Source organism: Paenirhodobacter sp., from assembly GCF_047600745.1.
GTDB lineage: Bacteria > Pseudomonadota > Alphaproteobacteria > Rhodobacterales > Rhodobacteraceae > Rhodobacter.
In genome coordinates, this window is the sequence record NZ_JASGKI010000004.1 from 334485 (window position 1) to 350713 (window position 16229).

Consider the following 16229-nt stretch of genomic DNA (forward strand, 5'->3'; position numbering starts at 1 on the left):
AAGTGGGTGTTTCAGCCCCGAAGCCGACAGGGAGTAAAAGCGATGTCTGCACCCGGAGAGAACCTCCGCATCAATTCCGCGCGCCTGTGGGACAGCCTGATGGATATGGCGAAGATCGGCCCCGGCGTCGCGGGCGGCAACAACCGCCAGACCCTGACCGATGCCGATGCCGAGGGCCGCGCGCTGTTCCAGAGCTGGTGCGAGGCGGCGGGAATGACGATGGGCGTGGACCAGATGGGCACCATGTTCGCGACCCGGGCGGGCGAAGACCCCGATGCGCTGCCGGTCTATATCGGATCGCATCTCGACACCCAGCCGACGGGGGGCAAGTTCGACGGGGTGCTGGGCGTTCTGGGCGGGCTGGAGGTGATCCGCTCGCTGAACGACCTTGGCATCCGGACGAAGCACCCGATCGTGGTGACAAACTGGGCGAACGAGGAAGGCGCGCGGTTCGCGCCCGCCATGCTGGCTTCGGGCGTCTTCGTGGGCGAGATCGGCCTTGATTACGCCTATGCGCGCAAGGATCTGGACGGCAAGACCTATGGCGAGGAACTGGCGCGGATCGGCTGGAAGGGCACGGAACCCGTCGGCGCGCGCAAGATGCACGCCTATTTCGAATATCACATCGAACAGGGCCCGATCCTTGAGGCCGAGGCGAAGACCATCGGCGTCGTGACCCATGTGCAGGGGCTGTGGTGGCTGGAATTCACCCTGACCGGGAAGGAGGCCCATACCGGATCGACCCCGATGGCGATGCGGGTGAATGCGGGCCTTGCCATGGCGCGGATCTTCGAGATGGTGCAGGAGGTCGCGATGGCGGCGCAGCCCGATGCGGTGGGCGGCGTGGGGCAGGTGACCTTCAGCCCGAATTCGCGCAACGTGCTGCCCGGGAAAGTGGTCTTCACCGTGGACATCCGCACCGTCGATCAGGCCAAGCTCGACCAGATGCGGGCGGAAATCGAATCCCGCGCGGCGCAGATCTGTGCGGATCTGGGCGTGGGCTGCGCGGTCGAGGCGGTCGGGCATTTCGACCCGGTGACCTTCGATCCGGTTCTGGTGGGCCGGGTGCGCGATGCGGTGGAGAAGCTCGGCTACAGTCACAAGGACATCGTTTCGGGCGCCGGGCACGATGCCTGCTGGGCCGCGAAGGTCGCCCCCGCGACGATGATCTTCTGCCCCTGCGTCGGCGGGTTGAGCCATAACGAGGCCGAGGAGATCAGCCCCGAATGGGCCGCCGCCGGGGCCGATGTGCTGCTGCATGCGGTTCTGGAAACGGCCGAAGTCGTTGCGTGACGGGCAGGGGTTTCGGCCCCGCCACATCTGAAGACAACAGGAAGGAAAGCGCGTCATGGCAACCACCGTCATCAAGAACGGCACCATCGTTACCGCGGATTTGACCTATAAGGCCGACGTCCTGATCGAGGGCGGCAAAATCGTTGAAATCGGGCCGGAGCTGAAGGGCGATACGGTTCTGGATGCAACGGGATGCTATGTCATGCCGGGCGGGATCGACCCGCATACGCATCTGGAAATGCCCTTCATGGGCACCTATTCGGCGGATGATTTCGAGGCGGGCACCCGCGGCGCGCTGGCGGGCGGCACGACGATGGTGATCGACTTCGCGCTGCCCGCACCGGGGGAAGGGCTGCTCGATGCGCTGAAGAAATGGGACAACAAGGCCGCGCAGGCGAATTGCGACTACAGCTTTCACATGGCGGTCACCTGGTGGGGCGAACGGGTCTTTGACGAGATGAAGGCCGTCACGGAACGCGGGATCAATTCGTTCAAGCATTTCATGGCCTACAAGGGCAGCCTCATGGTGAACGACGAAGAGATGTTCGCCTCGTTCAAGCGCTGTGCGGAACTGGGGGCGATCCCGCTGGTCCATGCGGAGAATGGCGACATCGTGGCGTCGATGTCGGCGAAGCTGCTGGCCGAGGGCAACTGCGGGCCCGAAGGCCATGCCTATTCCCGCCCGACGCAGGTCGAGGGCGAGGCCACCAACCGCGCGATCATGATCGCCGATATGGCGGGGGTGCCGCTTTATGTCGTGCATACCTCCTGCGAGGAAAGCCATGAGGCGATCCGGCGCGCGAAGCTCGCTGGCAAGCGGGTCTATGGCGAGCCGCTGATCCAGCACCTGACGCTGGACGAGAGCGAATATTTCAACAAGGACTGGGACCATGCCGCGCGGCGGGTGATGTCGCCGCCGTTCCGCAACAAGAAGCATCAGGATAGTCTTTGGGCCGGGCTGGCCTCTGGCACGCTGTCCTGTGTGGCGACGGACCATTGCGCCTTTACCACCGAACAGAAACGCTACGGTGTCGGGGATTTCACGAAAATCCCGAACGGCACCGGCGGGCTGGAGGAACGTCTTCCGGTGCTGTGGACGCAGGGCGTGCGGACGGGGCGGATCACGATGAACGAATTCGTCGCCGTGACCTCGACCAATATCGCCAAGATCATGAACATGTATCCGAAGAAGGGCGCGGTACTGGTCGGATCGGATGCCGATCTGGTGGTCTGGGATCCGGAGGCGGTGAAGACGATTTCCGCGCAGACGCAACAGTCTTCGATTGATTACAACGTGTTCGAGGGGATGCAGGTCACCGGCCTGCCGCGCTATACGCTGACGCGGGGGTATGTCGCGGCGACGGAAGGCACGGTCGATACCCGCGAGGGTCATGGCCAGTTCGTCGCGCGCGAACCGAATGGCGCGGTGAACCGGGCGCTGTCCACCTGGAAGGCGCTGACCGAACCGCGCCCGGTCCCGCGCGCGGGGATCCCCGCCAGCGGGGTGTGACGTGACGGCGGCACCAGTCATCGAGGCTCGGCACCTGAACCTGATCTTCCCCACCGGCGACGGGCCGGTGCAGGCCCTAAAGGATGTGAACCTGACGATCGACAAGGGCGAGTTCGTCAGCTTCATCGGCCCTTCGGGCTGCGGCAAGACCACACTCCTGCGCTGTATCGCGGCGCTGGAGACCCCCACGGATGGCACGCTGACGGTGCGCGGCGTGTCGGCGGACGAGGCGCGCAAGGCCCGCAGCTACGGCTATGTGTTCCAGGCGGCGGGGCTGTATCCGTGGCGCACCATCGCGGGCAACATCCGCCTGCCGCTGGAGATCATGGGTTATCCGAAGGCGGAACAGGAAGAGCGGGTGCGCAGGGTGCTCGATCTGGTCGAACTGGGGCAGTTCGGGCGGAAATATCCGTGGCAACTATCGGGCGGGATGCAGCAGCGCGCCTCCATCGCGCGGGCGCTGGCGTTTGATGCCGAAATCCTGCTGATGGACGAACCCTTCGGCGCGCTTGATGAAATCGTCCGCGACCGGCTGAACGAGGAGCTTCTGCGCCTGTGGGAGCGCACGAACAAGACCATCGGCTTCGTCACCCATTCGATCCCCGAGGCGGTCTATCTCTCCACCCGGATCGTGGTCATGAGCCCGCGCCCCGGCCGGATAACCGACATCATCGACAGCCCGCTGCCGCGCGGCCATCGCCCGCTGGAAATCCGCGACAGCCGGGAGTTTCTGGAAATCGCCCACCGGGTGCGCGAGGGGCTGCACGCGGGGCACGCCTATGACTAGGGTGCTGCCGGTGCTGAGCGTCGTCGCGGTGATCGTGCTGGTCTGGTATGCGGCGGCGGTGGGGCTGAACAGCCGCTGGGTGCAGGATCAGGCGGCGCGGGCCGGGACCACGGTGCCCTTCGGCCAGATGCTGCGCGAAACGATGGTGCAGGAGCGCCCCGTCCTGCCCGCGCCGCATCAGGTGGTGGCGGGGCTGTGGGACGGCATCGCGGGGCAGAAGGTGACCTCGAAGCGGAGCCTCGTCTATCACGGCTGGGTGACGCTTTCGGCGACGCTGGCGGGGTTTGCGCTCGGCACGGCGGCGGGTATGCTGCTGGCGGTGGGGATCGTGCATTCCCGCGCGATGGACATGAGCGTGATGCCCTGGGCGATTGCCTCGCAGACGATCCCGGTGCTGGCGATTGCGCCGATGGTGATCGTGGTGCTGGCTTCGGTGGGGCTGAAGGGGCTGCTGCCAAAGGCGCTGATCGCGGCCTATCTGAGCTTCTTCCCGGTGCTGGTGGGTATGGTGAAGGGGCTGCGCGCGCCGGACGGGATGCAGCTCGACCTGCTGCGCACCTATAACGCCTCGCAGCCGGAGACGTTTTTCCGGCTGCGGCTGCCGTCGTCGATGCCCTATCTGTTTGCCTCGCTGAAGGTGGGGGTGGCCTCGGCGCTGGTCGGCACGATCGTGGCCGAACTTCCGGCGGGGGCGACGGCGGGGCTGGGGGCGCGGCTCTTGTCGGGCAGCTATTACGGCCAGACGATCCAGATCTGGGCGGCGCTGTTTGCGGCGGCGATCTTGGCGGCGGGTCTGGTGGCGGCGGTGGGTGCGGCCGAACGGGGCACGCTGAAACGGATGGGGATGGCGCGATGAGCTGGCAGGGCTGGGCCGCCATCGTCTTCTGGGTCGCAGCGACGCTGGTCAATATCCGCGTGGCCAATAGCGGTGCCCGCTGGGCGCGGCCCTTCGTGGCGGTGCTGTTCGGGGTGACGCTCCTGGTGCTGTGGCAGGGGCTGGTGACGGGGCTGAACGTCTCGCCCGTGATCCTGCCCGCGCCTTCGGCCATCGCCGCGCGCTTCGCGGAGAGCCTGCCGCTCCTGTGGGGGGATTTCACCCAGACGATCCTGAAGGGCGCGCTGGCGGGCTATGTCATCGGTTGCGGGGCGGCGGTGCTGGTGGCGATTATGGTTGATCGCTTTCCCTTCCTGCAACGTGGGCTGCTGCCGGTGGGGAACTTCGTCGCCGCCCTGCCCATCGTCGGCATCGCGCCGATCCTGGTGATGTGGTTCGGCTTCGACTGGCAGTCGAAGGCCGCTGTCGTGGTGGTGATGGTGTTCTTCCCGGTGCTGGTGAACATGGTCGCGGGGCTCGCCGCGACGGACGCGCTGCAACGCGACCTGATGCGCACCTATTCCGCCAGCAACCGCGAGACCCTGTTGAAACTGCGCCTGCCCGCCGCGATGCCGTTCCTGTTCAACGGGTTGAAGATCGCCACGACGCTCGCGCTGATCGGCGCGATCGTTGCCGAATTCTTCGGATCGCCGACGCGGGGCATGGGGTTCCGGATCTCGACCGCCGTCGGGCAGCTGGATCTGCCGCTGGTCTGGGCGGAAATCGCGGTGGCGGCGCTCGCGGGCAGCGGGTTCTTCGGGATCATGACGGTGATCGAGAAGGCGGTGACCTTCTGGCACCCCTCGCAACGCAGTTAACCAACCCGGAGAAACCGGGGCCAACAGTGGAGACGATGATGAACAGATACCTGATGGGCGTGGCCCTTGCGGCGCTGGCGGCCGGGGCGGCTTCGGCCGAAGAGGTCAAGCTGCAACTGAAATGGGTGACGCAGGCGCAGTTCGCGGGATATTATGTCGCCAAGGACAAGGGCTTTTACAAGGACGAGGGGCTCGATGTCGAGATCATGCCCGGCGGGCCGGATATTTCGCCGACGCAGGTGATGGCGGGGGGCGGCGCCGATGTAACGGTGGACTGGCTGCCCTCGGCGCTCGCCGCGCGGGAAAAGGGCCTGCCGCTGGTGAATATCGCGCAGCCGTTCAAGGCGTCGGGGATGATGCTGACCTGCCTGAAGGAAACCGGTATCAAGGGGCCGGAGGATTTCCGCGGCAAGACGCTGGGCGTCTGGTTCGGCGGCAACGAATATCCGTTCCTGAGCTGGATGAGCACGCTGAAAATCCCGACCGACGGTTCCGCGAATGGGATTACGGTGTTGAAACAGGGGTTCAACGTCGATCCGCTGTTGCAAAAACAGGCGGCCTGCATCTCGACCATGACCTATAATGAATATTGGCAGGTCATCGACGCGGGGATCAAGCCCGACGAACTGGTGACCTTCAAATATGAGGACGAAGGCGTCGCCACGCTGGAGGATGGCCTTTACGTCATGCAGGACAAGCTGGCCGATCCGGCCTTCAAGGCGAAGATGGTGAAATTCGTCCGCGCCTCGATGAAGGGTTGGAAATACGCCGAGGCGAACCCGGATGAAGCGGCGGAAATCGTTTTGGAAAACGACGAATCCGGCGCCCAGACCGAAAAGCACCAGAAGCGCATGATGGCCGAGGTCGCGAAGCTGACCGCCGGGTCGAACGGCGCGCTGGATCCGGCAGATTACGAGCGCACGGTGAAGATCCTGCTGGCGGGCGGGTCGGATCCGGTCATCTCGAAAGCGCCGGAGGGGGCCTATTCGCTCGACATCACGAATGAGGCGCTGAAATAGCGCCCCGGTTCTTCGGAGTGATTTCTTAACCCTTCCGGCGCGATACTGCCTCCGAAATGGCTGAGGAAGCAGTATGGCACAGATGCGGGCGCATATCCGGGCGGACCACAAGATTTCGGCGCACACGGCCTGGACGATCGGGATCGTGGCGGTCGTGGCCATCTGCACGATGTTCTACATCCTGTGGCGCGGGCAGTTCGCGGCCGCGCCGCTTTATGTGTTCGATACGCCGTCATCCCAGGTCGAGGCGGGATATTGTCTTGCCGTTGCGCAGGATGCCGTGCCGACAGGGGCACCGGTCGGCAGTTATTTCGACGAATCCGCGCAGTTCTGGATCAAGCGGATGCGGACGCTGGGCGTGCAGATGGGCCCGGCGATCACTTCGGGGCGGACGAGGCTGTCGGCGGATATATCGCGTTCCGGAATGTCCTCCGAAGACTGGCTCCAGCACGCGATGGAGATCTGTTCCCGGCGCGCGCTGATGTATGGGGCGCGTTTCCGGACATTTGACTAGGGGAACCCCTGACCGGCGGTCCGCATTCGTGCGGGCCGGACTCCCTGTCGAACGGGGGGTACAGGCAAGGGGAAGCGCTGGGGCACGCAGCGACATGGAGTCGGCGCGATGACGTTGCTGCCGGGGGTGCGTCTTGTGCGACCATGACGCAATGGCGGCGGGAAAAGCCGATGCCGTGGATGGTGCCATGTGAAGACTGATGTAAATTCTCTTTGTTCATGGCAGGAAAGCCTGTAAATTCCGCAAAAATCGGAGGCAGGCAAGATGGTCCGTTCCGCCCTGACCGGCACCAGGATCCGCGAACGGCGGACCACGTTGCGGATCCGCCAGGCGGATCTGGCGCGCAGTGTCGGGGTTTCGCCCGCCTATCTCAACCTGATCGAACACAACCGCCGCAGGGTCAGCGATGCGCTGCTCGAATCCATCGCCCAGGCGCTTGGCAGTGATCTGCTGTCGCTGACCGAGGGGGCGGAGAGCGCGCTGTTCGACGGGCTGCGCGAAGTGGCTGCGGGTACGGGGGCGACGGTTCCGCCCGAACTCGACCGTATCGAGGAATTCGTCGGCCGGTTTCCGGGATGGGCCGCCGCGCTGGCCGAACGTCAGGACCGGGTTGGCACGCTTGAACGGCTGGTCGAAACCTATGCCGACCGGCTGGCACAGGATCCGTTCCTGCTCGATGCGCTGCACGAAGTTCTGTCCGTGGTGACGTCGCTGCGCTCCAGCGCGGCGATCCTGACCGAAACGGAGGATCTGGAGGCGGAATGGCGCGGCCGTTTTCTGCGCGCGATCGGGGAGGAGAGCCAGCGGCTTTCGGGCGCGACGGAGGCCCTTGTCCACCATCTCGAAGGCATCGCCTCGCCCGAGACTGGCCGCGCGGCGCCGCGCGACGAACTGGAAACCTGGCTGGCGGCGCGCGATTGGGGGGTGCCCGAGGAAGGAGCACCCGCGGCCCTCAGCCCTCCGGCCCGGCAACTCGCGGAGGACTATATCGCGCGGGCACGGGCGGATGCGGCTTTGCTGCCGGAGGGGCCGTTTCTGGCCGCGCTGTCCGAAACCGGGCCGGAGCCCGCGCGCCTTGCCGCGCGGTTCGGCGTGCCGATGGGGGTGGTGTTCCGGCGGTTGGCGACGCTGCCCGGAGGGCGGATCGCCGCCGGGCTGGTGGTCTGCGACGGTTCCGGCACGCTGACACTGCGCCGCCCGGTTCCGGGGTTCACGGCGCCCCGGTTCGGCGCGGCCTGTCCGCTGTGGCCGCTCTACGAGGCGCTGAACCGGCCGATGCAGCCGGTGCGCGCCGTGCTGGAAATGGCGGGTCGCGTGCCGCGCCGGTTCCTGGCCTATGCTTTCGCCGCGCCGCGAGAGCCGGGCGATTTCGACGGGCCGGCGCTGATGGAGGCGATGATGCTGGTGCTTCCGGCCCCGGCGGAGGGGGCGGCGCGTCCGGTGGGAACGACCTGCCGCACCTGTCCACGGGCCGGTTGCCGGGGGCGGCACGAACCGTCGATCCTGCCTGCGGGCGAAGGATGAGACCTTTCGTGCGTTTGACAGCGGCCCGCCGCCCCGCGATAGTCGCGCAGGAAGAAAGGGGGGCGGCATGGAGCAGAAGCGGATCCTGCTGGTGGAGGATGAGCCACATATCGCGGAGGCGATCCGGTTCATTCTCGGGCGCGCGGGCTGGGGGGTCGATGTCGAGTCCGACGGTGCGCGGGCGTTGGAGCGGGTGCGCGCGCTGCGCCCGGAGGTCGTCGTGCTGGACCTGATGCTGCCCGGCCGGACCGGGATCGAGATCCTGACGGATATGCGGGCGGATCCCGTGCTGGCTCCGGTTCCGGTGCTGATGCTGACCGCGCGGGGCCAGTCGCGCGACCGCGATGCCGCCGAACAGGCGGGCGCGACGGCCTTCCTCGCCAAGCCTTTCGCCAATGCCGATGTGCTGGCGGCGGTCGAGGCGATCGCGGGACGCGGCTGATGGCGGGGCGCGAGCGTCCGCTGTTCCTCGCGCGCCGGTCGTATCGGCGGCGGCGGATGATGGATGCGGCGCGGCTCCTGCCGATACTTGGCACGATCCTGGTCTTCGTGCCGCTCTACTGGCGTCCGCAGCCGGGGACGGGGGCGACGGGGGTCTATCTCTTTGCGGTCTGGAGCGGGCTGATCCTCGCGGCCTTCGGTCTGGCGCGCGGCCTCGCGCCCGCGCTCGACGCTGAGGAGGAGACCCTCTCCGCCCCGGACGACGAGGGCTGAGATGGCCTTCGACAGCCTCGTCGCGGTCTGCCTAGGCTATGTGATCCTGCTTTTCGCCGTGGCCTTCGTGGCCGAGCGGCGGGCGCGGGCGGGGCGGTTGCGGTTCCTGCGCAGCCCGTGGATCTACACCCTGTCGCTGTCGATCTATTGCACCGCCTGGACCTTTTACGGCGCGGTGGGTTATGCGGCGCGCTCGGGGCTTGAATTCGCGACGATCTACCTTGGCCCGACGCTGGTTTTCGTCGGCTGGTGGTGGGTGCTGCGCAAGCTGGTGCGGATCGGGCGTGCGCATCGGGTGACCTCGATCGCCGACCTGATTTCGTCGCGCTACGGCAAGTCGAACGGCCTTGGCATCATCGTCACGGTGATCTGCGTCGTCGTGGCGGCGCCCTATATTTCCTTGCAGCTTCAATCGGTCACGCTCAGCTTTGGGGTCTTCGCCGCGAATGACGGGGGCGGCCCGCCGGAGCAGGGGCGCATCGTGCTCTGGCTCGCCTGCGGGCTGGCGGTGTTCACCGTGCTGTTCGGCACGCGGAACCTGGACGCGAACGAACGGCACCACGGCGTGGTGATGGCGATCGCGCTCGAAGCGGTGGTGAAGCTGGTGGCGCTGCTGGCGGTGGGCGCCTTCGTGGTCTGGGGGCTGGCGGGCGGTCCGGCACAGATGCTGGCGCGCATCGCTTCGGCAGAGGCGCCGGGCTGGGTGCTGCAACCGGGCCGCTTCGCCGGATTGACCTTCGTTTCGGCGGCGGCGGTTCTCACCCTGCCGCGGATGTTTCAGGTGCTGGTGGTCGAGAATGTCGACGAACGTCACCTGGCCACGGCAAGCTGGGCCTTTCCGGCCTATCTGATGGGGATGACGCTGTTCGTCATGCCGATCGCGGTGATGGGCCTCGCGCGGCTGCCGGAGGGGGCGAACCCCGATCTCTATGTCCTGACCCTGCCGTTGCAGGAGGGGCACGGAAACCTGGCGCTGCTGGCGTTTCTGGGCGGGTTTTCCTCGGCCACCTCGATGGTGATCATGGCGGCGATCGCTCTGGCGACGATGGTGTCGAACCATATCGTCACGCCGCTCTGGCTGTCGCTGTGGCGCGGCGAGGCGCAGGATGTGCGCGGCATCGTGCTGTTCAGCCGGCGGCTGTCGATCGCGGGGGTGCTGGCGCTCGGCTATGGCTACAACCGGCTTTCGGGCGGGCAGGATGCGCTGGCGTCGATCGGGCTGATCGCCTTTGTCGGGGTCGCGCAGATCCTGCCGACGCTGATCGGCGGGATGTTCTGGCGTGGCGCGACGCGGGTCGGCGCGACGGCGGGGTTGCTGACCGGGTTCGCCGTCTGGCTTTATACGCTGTTCCTGCCGTCGGTCGGCGGCGGCGGGCTGCTGCCGGTCACCCTGCTGGCGGAGGGGCCGTTCGGCATCGGCTGGCTGCGGCCGCAGGCGCTGTTCGGGCTCGACGGGATGGATGCGCTGGTCCATGCGATGGTCTGGAGCCTGCTGCTGAACACCTTCGCCTTCCTGCTGTTTTCGTTGCTGTCCTTCCCGGACCCGATGGAGCGGCTGCAAGGTGTCGCCTTCGTCAATGTCTTCGACCATAGCGAGGGGGCGAAGGGCTGGGCGCGCGGTCAGGTTGAGGCCGAAGATCTGCTCACGATGGCGCAGCGGATCCTGGGTGCCGAGGCGGCGCAGCAGTTCTTTCAGAACCGGGCCGGTGCGCAGGGCAAGGCCGGGTTCCTGCCGGATCCGACGCCGGATTTCCTCGCGCGGCTGGAACGGGAACTGGCGGGCTCCGTGGGCGCCGCGACGGCCCATGCGATGATGGCTCAGCTGACAGGCGGTGCGTCGGTGTCGATGCAGGATCTGATCGCCGTGGCGGGCGAAGCGGCGGAAATCAAGGAGCATTCCTCGCAGCTTGAGGCGAAATCGCGGGAACTGGCCCGCACCGCACGCGCGCTCAGCGAGGCGAATGAGAAGCTGACCGAACTGGCCTTGCAGAAGGATTCGTTCCTCGGGCAGATCAGCCACGAACTGCGCACGCCGATGACCTCGATCCGGGCCTTTTCGGAGATCCTGATGGAACCCGGCCTGCCGGAGGATACCCGTGCGCAATATGCCTCGATCATCCACGAGGAAGCGCGGCGCCTGACCCGGCTGCTCGACGAACTTGTCGATCTGAGCGTGCTGGAGAACCGCCGCGCGCAACTGAACATCACGGTCGCGAATCTGCACGACCTGCTGCGGCGCGCGCTCCAGTCGGCCTCCAGCACGCGGCCCGAGCGGGATTTCCGCTATGACCGCGACCCGGCGGCGGAACGAATTCTGGTCATCACCGATGCCGACCGTCTGGTGCAGGTCTTCATCAACCTGATTTCCAATGCGCGCAAATATTGCGATGCCGATCCCGGGGTTCTGCGGATCGAGGTGCGCCGTCGGGGCGGGCGTCTGAAGGTCGATTTCATCGACAACGGCAAGGGTATCGCGCGCCGCGACCAGGCCCTGATTTTCGAGAAGTTTTCCCGGCTGGGGGATACCGGGCGGGCGCCGGGGGCCGGGCTTGGCCTGGCGATCTGCCGCGAGATCATGGGCAACCTCGGCGGCAGCATCGACTATCTGCCGGGGCAGGGCGGGGCCGCTTTCCGGGTGACGCTGCCGGTGCAGCGGCGGGGGGCGGAAAAACTGCTGGCCGGGGCGACGAATTCAACGGATCGTAAACCCTGATCTGCAAATCTTTTCCTGAAGGCCCGGGAATGTGACGGGTGCCATCGGAAAACGCGGGGACGGCGGGTGCAGGCTCAGACGGTATTGCGGCGCAAGGCCGAGGCAGGGCGACAAAACTCGGGCGAAGTTGCGGAGGCGACGCCCGACAAGGCGATTTCTCTCGCCGTGACGAAGGCCATGCGCGAGACGCTGGCGCTGGAGGTGACGGTCACGCAGGCGCGGGAACGGCGCCTGAGTCTCGCCGATCTGCCCGAGACGATCGAGGAATTTTCCCTGTTCATGCTGATCGAAGGTCCGGGGGAGGCCCTTGGTGTGATCGCGATCCCGCCCGCGGCGTTGTCCGCGATCATCGAGATGCAGACCACCGGGCGGTTGGGTCGCGGCAATCCGGAACCCCGGCGCCCGACGCGGACGGATGCGGCGATGGCGGCGGATCTGGTCGATGCGCTGCTGATGGCGATCGACGAGGAGATGGGCCTGACCGAGGCTTCGGTCTGGGCGAGCGGCTTTCGCTATGCCTCCTGTCTGGAGGATCCGCGGCCGCTGGAGATGCTGCTGGAGGATCTGCCCTATCGCGCCTGGACCATCGAACTGGCGATGGGCGAGGGTGGGGCACGGCGGGGCAATCTGCTCTGGGTCATTCCGGCGCAGGGCCGGGGCAAGCGCGGGCTGACGCCGGGCGCGCGGGAAAGCGCGGCGGCGCGCGCGGAGGATCAGGCCGATCGTGTTTGGACCGAACGGATGGAACTGTCCGTCAATGCGACGCAGGCAGTGATGGACACCGTTCTGCATCGCTTCACCCTGCCGCTGTCGACGGTGATGACATTGAAGCCCGGCATGACGATCCCGGTGCCCTCCGATGCGCTGACGCGGCTGCGGCTTGAGGCGGGGGGGAGGATGCTGTCGCTCGCACGCCTGGGGCAGCACAGCGGGATGCGGGCGCTGCGTCTGATCGGCGCGGAGGCCGAGGATGACGAAATCATCCCCTCGCCGCGCCGGGCCGCGCCTGCGTTGAAGCCCCAGACCCCGCCGACGGTGGAGAAAACCCAGCCGACACAGACCCCGCCCGAGCCACAGGAACCAGAAGCACAGGAGCATGACACCTACATGCAGCGCCGCAGTGCCGCCGGTTGACCAGGGATCCTGTCCGGACAGTTGTGCCCCGTTCCAAGATGCCCCGGAACTGGCAAGTTTGCAGCACATGGAATGCCGGCCCCACGATTGAGGCCAGCGACGCGGGCGGATTGATGCCGATGATGCTTCGGGGCGCCGCGCGGCTAAACGGATCACTTGAGGACGCCCGGAACGTCGCGTTTCGAAATCGCCCCCGACTCTGAGCAGGCTCTTTGTCAGCGGCTGACAGGGAAACCGTAACCGATGGGGTTGACGCCCCCGGCGGCCTGGATGCGCCAGGGTAGCGGGTGTTGAAGCACCGTTATGGGGGTTGATGATCGGTCTGGATTTTGGACCAAGCGTGTTTGTCGCCTTCGGCGTCTCTTTGATCCAGGTGCATGGCGCTGCGGCCGACGGGGCGGTGTCGCGAGTCCAGCGTCTGACGTTTTTCGCAGCGGTGTTGCCTTGCGTGGTGGCGATGGAGACCTTCGCCAGTGTGCATTACTGCGGCCGGGCAATCGGGAATCCCGGCCACGAAGTGCGGCTGATCCCGCTGACCTATGTGAAGCCGCATCGGAACGATATGGCCGATGCCGGGGCGATTGCGGAATCGGTCTTGCGCCCGACCATGCGTGGCCGTGAAGAGCGAGGCCAAGCAGGCGGCAGCGGTGGCCTGCCGCACCCGGAACCTGCCATAGCACACAGACGACCAACGCCCTGCGCGCGCATCTGGCGGAGCGGGGCATCGTTGCCCCCACCGGGTCGGGCGTCTCGCAGTGATCTTCAACGGGGATGATGGCATGCTACCAATGGCGTCGCGCGATCCGGCGCGCCTTCTGGACCAGATCGCCAGCCTTGATGCCGAGCTTCACAGCCGCGCAAGCGCAGACGACATGGTACGGCGACTGATGACGATCCCGGGAGTGGTGGCCGTCGATTACCACCTTTGCGCCTCCGATGGAGACATTCTCCAAGGGTCGGGACTTCGCCGCCCGGGTCGGCCTCGCTCCACGCCAGCATTCGGGCGGAGGCAAAGGACGTAACATTCGCCGGTTGCTGATCGTAAGGACCGTTGCGATCGGGGATCGCAAAGGGGCGAGCATTACAGGGATCCAGCATAGGCCGGTGTCGTCGGGTTGTCGCAGGATGTGAGCGGGAGCGAGGGAATATAAGGGCAGGCGGGTGGGCGAACCAGCATTCCGGACGGAGCGCCGTTGAGCGCGGGCAACCGAACTGGTCCCGACCTGCATATCTCCATAACGGCCCGCGGCGTATGACAGGCCGCATCTTCGAGGCCGGACACACGACCGCAGCTGATCACATGCCCGACCGGCCCCAAGATTGCGCTTGTATTCAGGGGGCGTCCACACACGTTGGCCCATGGTGTCCTGACACCGCAGGAATGTCCGTCGGAATTGCATCCGGGACGGGGCGCCTCACCCCGGTCTGCTCCCGCCCGCGTCGAGGTCGGAAAACCGACGGCCGTTCCGGATCAGGACGTCGAGCAGTTCCGCTGGTGGCGGGGCGCCCTCGGACTCCAGATGGCGCAGCCGTTTGCGCAGGGCGAGCAGCCCGGTCCGGTCGGCCTGGAACATCGGGCCGCCCCGGTGCCGCGCAAGCCCGAGGGCGGCGATCGCCAGCAGATCCACGTCCCCCACGCGATGCGCCCGCCCAGCCTGAAGCGCCAGCGCCCCGGCCTGAGCGAGTTCCGCCAGCACCGAGGCGACGATTTCGCGGGCCGGAAGGGCGCGTGTGGCCGATCCCGCCTCCCGCCGGAGGGCAGCGAGTTCGCCTTCTTTGTCCGCCCATGGCCGGGCCCGGTCGCCATGCCAGCGCACACCGCGCCCCATCTTCAGCCAGTTCAGATAGGGGCCCGCGCGCCACGGCGGCCCGATCCGGGCCATGACGACATCGACGCCGCGCCGGTCGAGCCGTGCGAACGGCCCTTCGGCAAAGCCCCAGCCGGTCAGCGCCGCATCGACCGCATCGGGGGAGGCGCCGGCCATCAGCACCCGTTCCGCCGCGGTGATATAGGCGGCCTCGAACCAGCCATCGAGCCCTTGGGCATGGAGGACCAGATCCCGCCCGGCGGAAAGCGCCGCAGCCAGGGGGGCCAGGCCGGTTTCCCCCGCCGCATGGATTTCGACCACACCGGGAAGCCGCGTCAGGCCAAGCTCCGCCCCCTCCGGCGCCACGCCCTCCAGCGCAAGGAGAGCGCCGGTCGCTCGCAGCGCCGGTAGCTCCTCCGGCGTGGGGGCGGCGATGATCAGGTCGGCCGGAGAGAGATCGCCGGGCGCGATCACCGGCTCCAACCGCTGCCAGGCGGCATCGCGCGGCTTTGCCGCCGCCAATGCCTCCGACAGGGCGCGCAGGCTGGCCTCCAGCGCCGCCGGGTCCGAAGCGCCCAGCCGCAGGTCGCATCCCGCGCGCAGCAGGCCGAGCGCGAGGCGATCCGGCTGGTTCCACAGGGCGATGCGGCGCGGCAGAGCCCCGGCGGGCCGCGCCGCCTGACGGCGGGCCCGGGCAACATGGCGCAGCGCGGCGGAAAGCTCGTCCCCCAGCAGATCCTCCCGCGCGACCTGCTCGAAGGCGATCGCCTCATTGGGCGGCAACAGCAATGCGGCCTCCAGAACCTCCGCCAGCCGATGCGCGACGGGGGCGAGCGGTCCGGGTGGAATCTGACCACGAAAGCGTGCGAGATCAGCAAGATAGCGTACCGGATCCAGCGCCGGGGGCGGGGCGTTCTCCGTCGGAACCTCTTCGGAAATCGCGTCGCAAATCCCCAGACGCTGCGCCTGATGCGCGGACAGGCTACGCCCGGAGGTCAGGAACTCCGCCGCCGCATAGGGGCCCGCGCGGCGCGCGAGCCGCACCGCCACGCCACCCGAGGGGATCAGGCCCAAGGCAAATTCGGGCACCGAAAGCCGGGCGGAGGGGCGCAGCACGCGCAAGGCCGCAGCCTGCATCAGCGCCAGCCCGGCTCCGGACAGCAGGCCATCGGCGATGGCGATCACCGGAACCGGCGCCTCAGCGATCCGGGCGGTCAGGGTCAGCAGGGCCTGCGCGGGTTCCTCAGCCGGATCCTCTGCCACCGGCCAGCCCGGCGAAGACAGGATCACCGCGCGCAGATCCGGCATCGCGAAAGCCGCCTCCAGCGCCGTTGCCAGATCCTCGGCCAGGGCCGCATCAAATCCCTCCGCCGATCCCAGAAAATCGACCCGCGCGAGATCGCCCGCCCGTTCCAGCCGAAGCCGTTGCTCCATATCCTGCCGCCTCATGCCCGGCCGTCGTCTTCCGCGACGGCATTCTTGCGCATGACTTTACGGCCTCAGCCGTGCATCGCAAGAAAT

14 protein-coding genes are annotated in these 16229 nt (G+C 67.1%); 13 read left to right on the top strand and 1 reads right to left on the bottom strand.

Annotation, left to right across the window (positions count from 1 at the left end; genetic code table 11):
- The first annotated feature begins 42 nt into the window (after window positions 1-42).
- From QM789_RS10280 to QM789_RS10340, 13 genes are all read left to right on the top strand, one after another.
- Window positions 43-1293: a Zn-dependent hydrolase gene (locus QM789_RS10280; protein ID WP_420351822.1), complete on the top strand. Its 1251-nt coding sequence runs from the start codon at window positions 43-45 to the stop codon at window positions 1291-1293.
- Between the two features lie 55 nt (window positions 1294-1348).
- Window positions 1349-2803 carry a dihydropyrimidinase gene (gene hydA, locus QM789_RS10285; protein WP_420351823.1) on the top strand — a complete coding sequence of 485 codons (1455 nt, stop codon included), beginning with the start codon at window positions 1349-1351 and terminating at the stop codon, window positions 2801-2803.
- A gap of 1 nt (window position 2804) precedes the next feature.
- Window positions 2805-3590 (top strand): ABC transporter ATP-binding protein, encoded by a 786-nt coding sequence (locus tag QM789_RS10290; RefSeq protein ID WP_420351824.1) that lies wholly within the window; start codon window positions 2805-2807, stop codon window positions 3588-3590.
- Complete coding sequence (locus QM789_RS10295) at window positions 3583-4446, top strand: ABC transporter permease (protein WP_420351825.1); 864 nt, start codon at window positions 3583-3585, stop codon at window positions 4444-4446. Before QM789_RS10290 ends, QM789_RS10295 begins: the two co-directional genes overlap by 8 nt.
- Window positions 4443-5282 carry an ABC transporter permease gene (locus QM789_RS10300; protein ID WP_420351826.1) on the top strand — a complete coding sequence of 280 codons (840 nt, stop codon included), beginning with the start codon at window positions 4443-4445 and terminating at the stop codon, window positions 5280-5282. The genes QM789_RS10295 and QM789_RS10300 overlap by 4 nt, the downstream gene beginning before the upstream one ends.
- A 38-nt stretch (window positions 5283-5320) precedes the next feature.
- Window positions 5321-6301, top strand: coding sequence for an ABC transporter substrate-binding protein (locus QM789_RS10305; protein ID WP_420351827.1), 981 nt, complete (start codon window positions 5321-5323; stop codon window positions 6299-6301).
- Window positions 6302-6374: 73 nt separating this feature from the next.
- The gene (locus QM789_RS10310) at window positions 6375-6815 is read left to right on the top strand and encodes a hypothetical protein (RefSeq protein WP_420351828.1); all 441 of its coding nucleotides are present in this window, start codon (window positions 6375-6377) and stop codon (window positions 6813-6815) included.
- Window positions 6816-7079: 264 nt separating this feature from the next.
- Window positions 7080-8339 carry a short-chain fatty acyl-CoA regulator family protein gene (locus QM789_RS10315; RefSeq protein ID WP_420351829.1) on the top strand — a complete coding sequence of 420 codons (1260 nt, stop codon included), beginning with the start codon at window positions 7080-7082 and terminating at the stop codon, window positions 8337-8339.
- 67 nt (window positions 8340-8406) lie between these two features.
- Window positions 8407-8781, top strand: a complete 375-nt coding sequence (locus tag QM789_RS10320; protein WP_420351830.1) for a response regulator transcription factor — start codon at window positions 8407-8409, stop codon at window positions 8779-8781.
- Complete coding sequence (locus QM789_RS10325) at window positions 8781-9053, top strand: hypothetical protein (RefSeq protein ID WP_420351831.1); 273 nt, start codon at window positions 8781-8783, stop codon at window positions 9051-9053. The genes QM789_RS10320 and QM789_RS10325 overlap by 1 nt, the downstream gene beginning before the upstream one ends.
- A gap of 1 nt (window position 9054) precedes the next feature.
- The gene (locus QM789_RS10330; protein ID WP_420351832.1) at window positions 9055-11766 is read left to right on the top strand and encodes an ATP-binding protein; all 2712 of its coding nucleotides are present in this window, start codon (window positions 9055-9057) and stop codon (window positions 11764-11766) included.
- A 66-nt stretch (window positions 11767-11832) separates the two neighbouring features.
- On the top strand, window positions 11833-12900 hold the full coding sequence (locus QM789_RS10335; RefSeq protein WP_420351833.1) for a FliM/FliN family flagellar motor switch protein: 1068 nt from the start codon (window positions 11833-11835) through the stop codon (window positions 12898-12900).
- A 313-nt stretch (window positions 12901-13213) separates the two neighbouring features.
- Window positions 13214-13675 carry a hypothetical protein gene (locus QM789_RS10340; RefSeq protein ID WP_420351834.1) on the top strand — a complete coding sequence of 154 codons (462 nt, stop codon included), beginning with the start codon at window positions 13214-13216 and terminating at the stop codon, window positions 13673-13675.
- A 640-nt stretch (window positions 13676-14315) separates the two neighbouring features.
- On the opposite strand, the gene QM789_RS10345 is transcribed toward QM789_RS10340, so the two are convergent.
- The gene (locus QM789_RS10345) at window positions 14316-16142 is read right to left on the bottom strand and encodes an enoyl-CoA hydratase-related protein (protein ID WP_420351835.1); all 1827 of its coding nucleotides are present in this window, start codon (window positions 16140-16142) and stop codon (window positions 14316-14318) included.
- Between the last annotated feature and the right edge of the window lie 87 nt (window positions 16143-16229).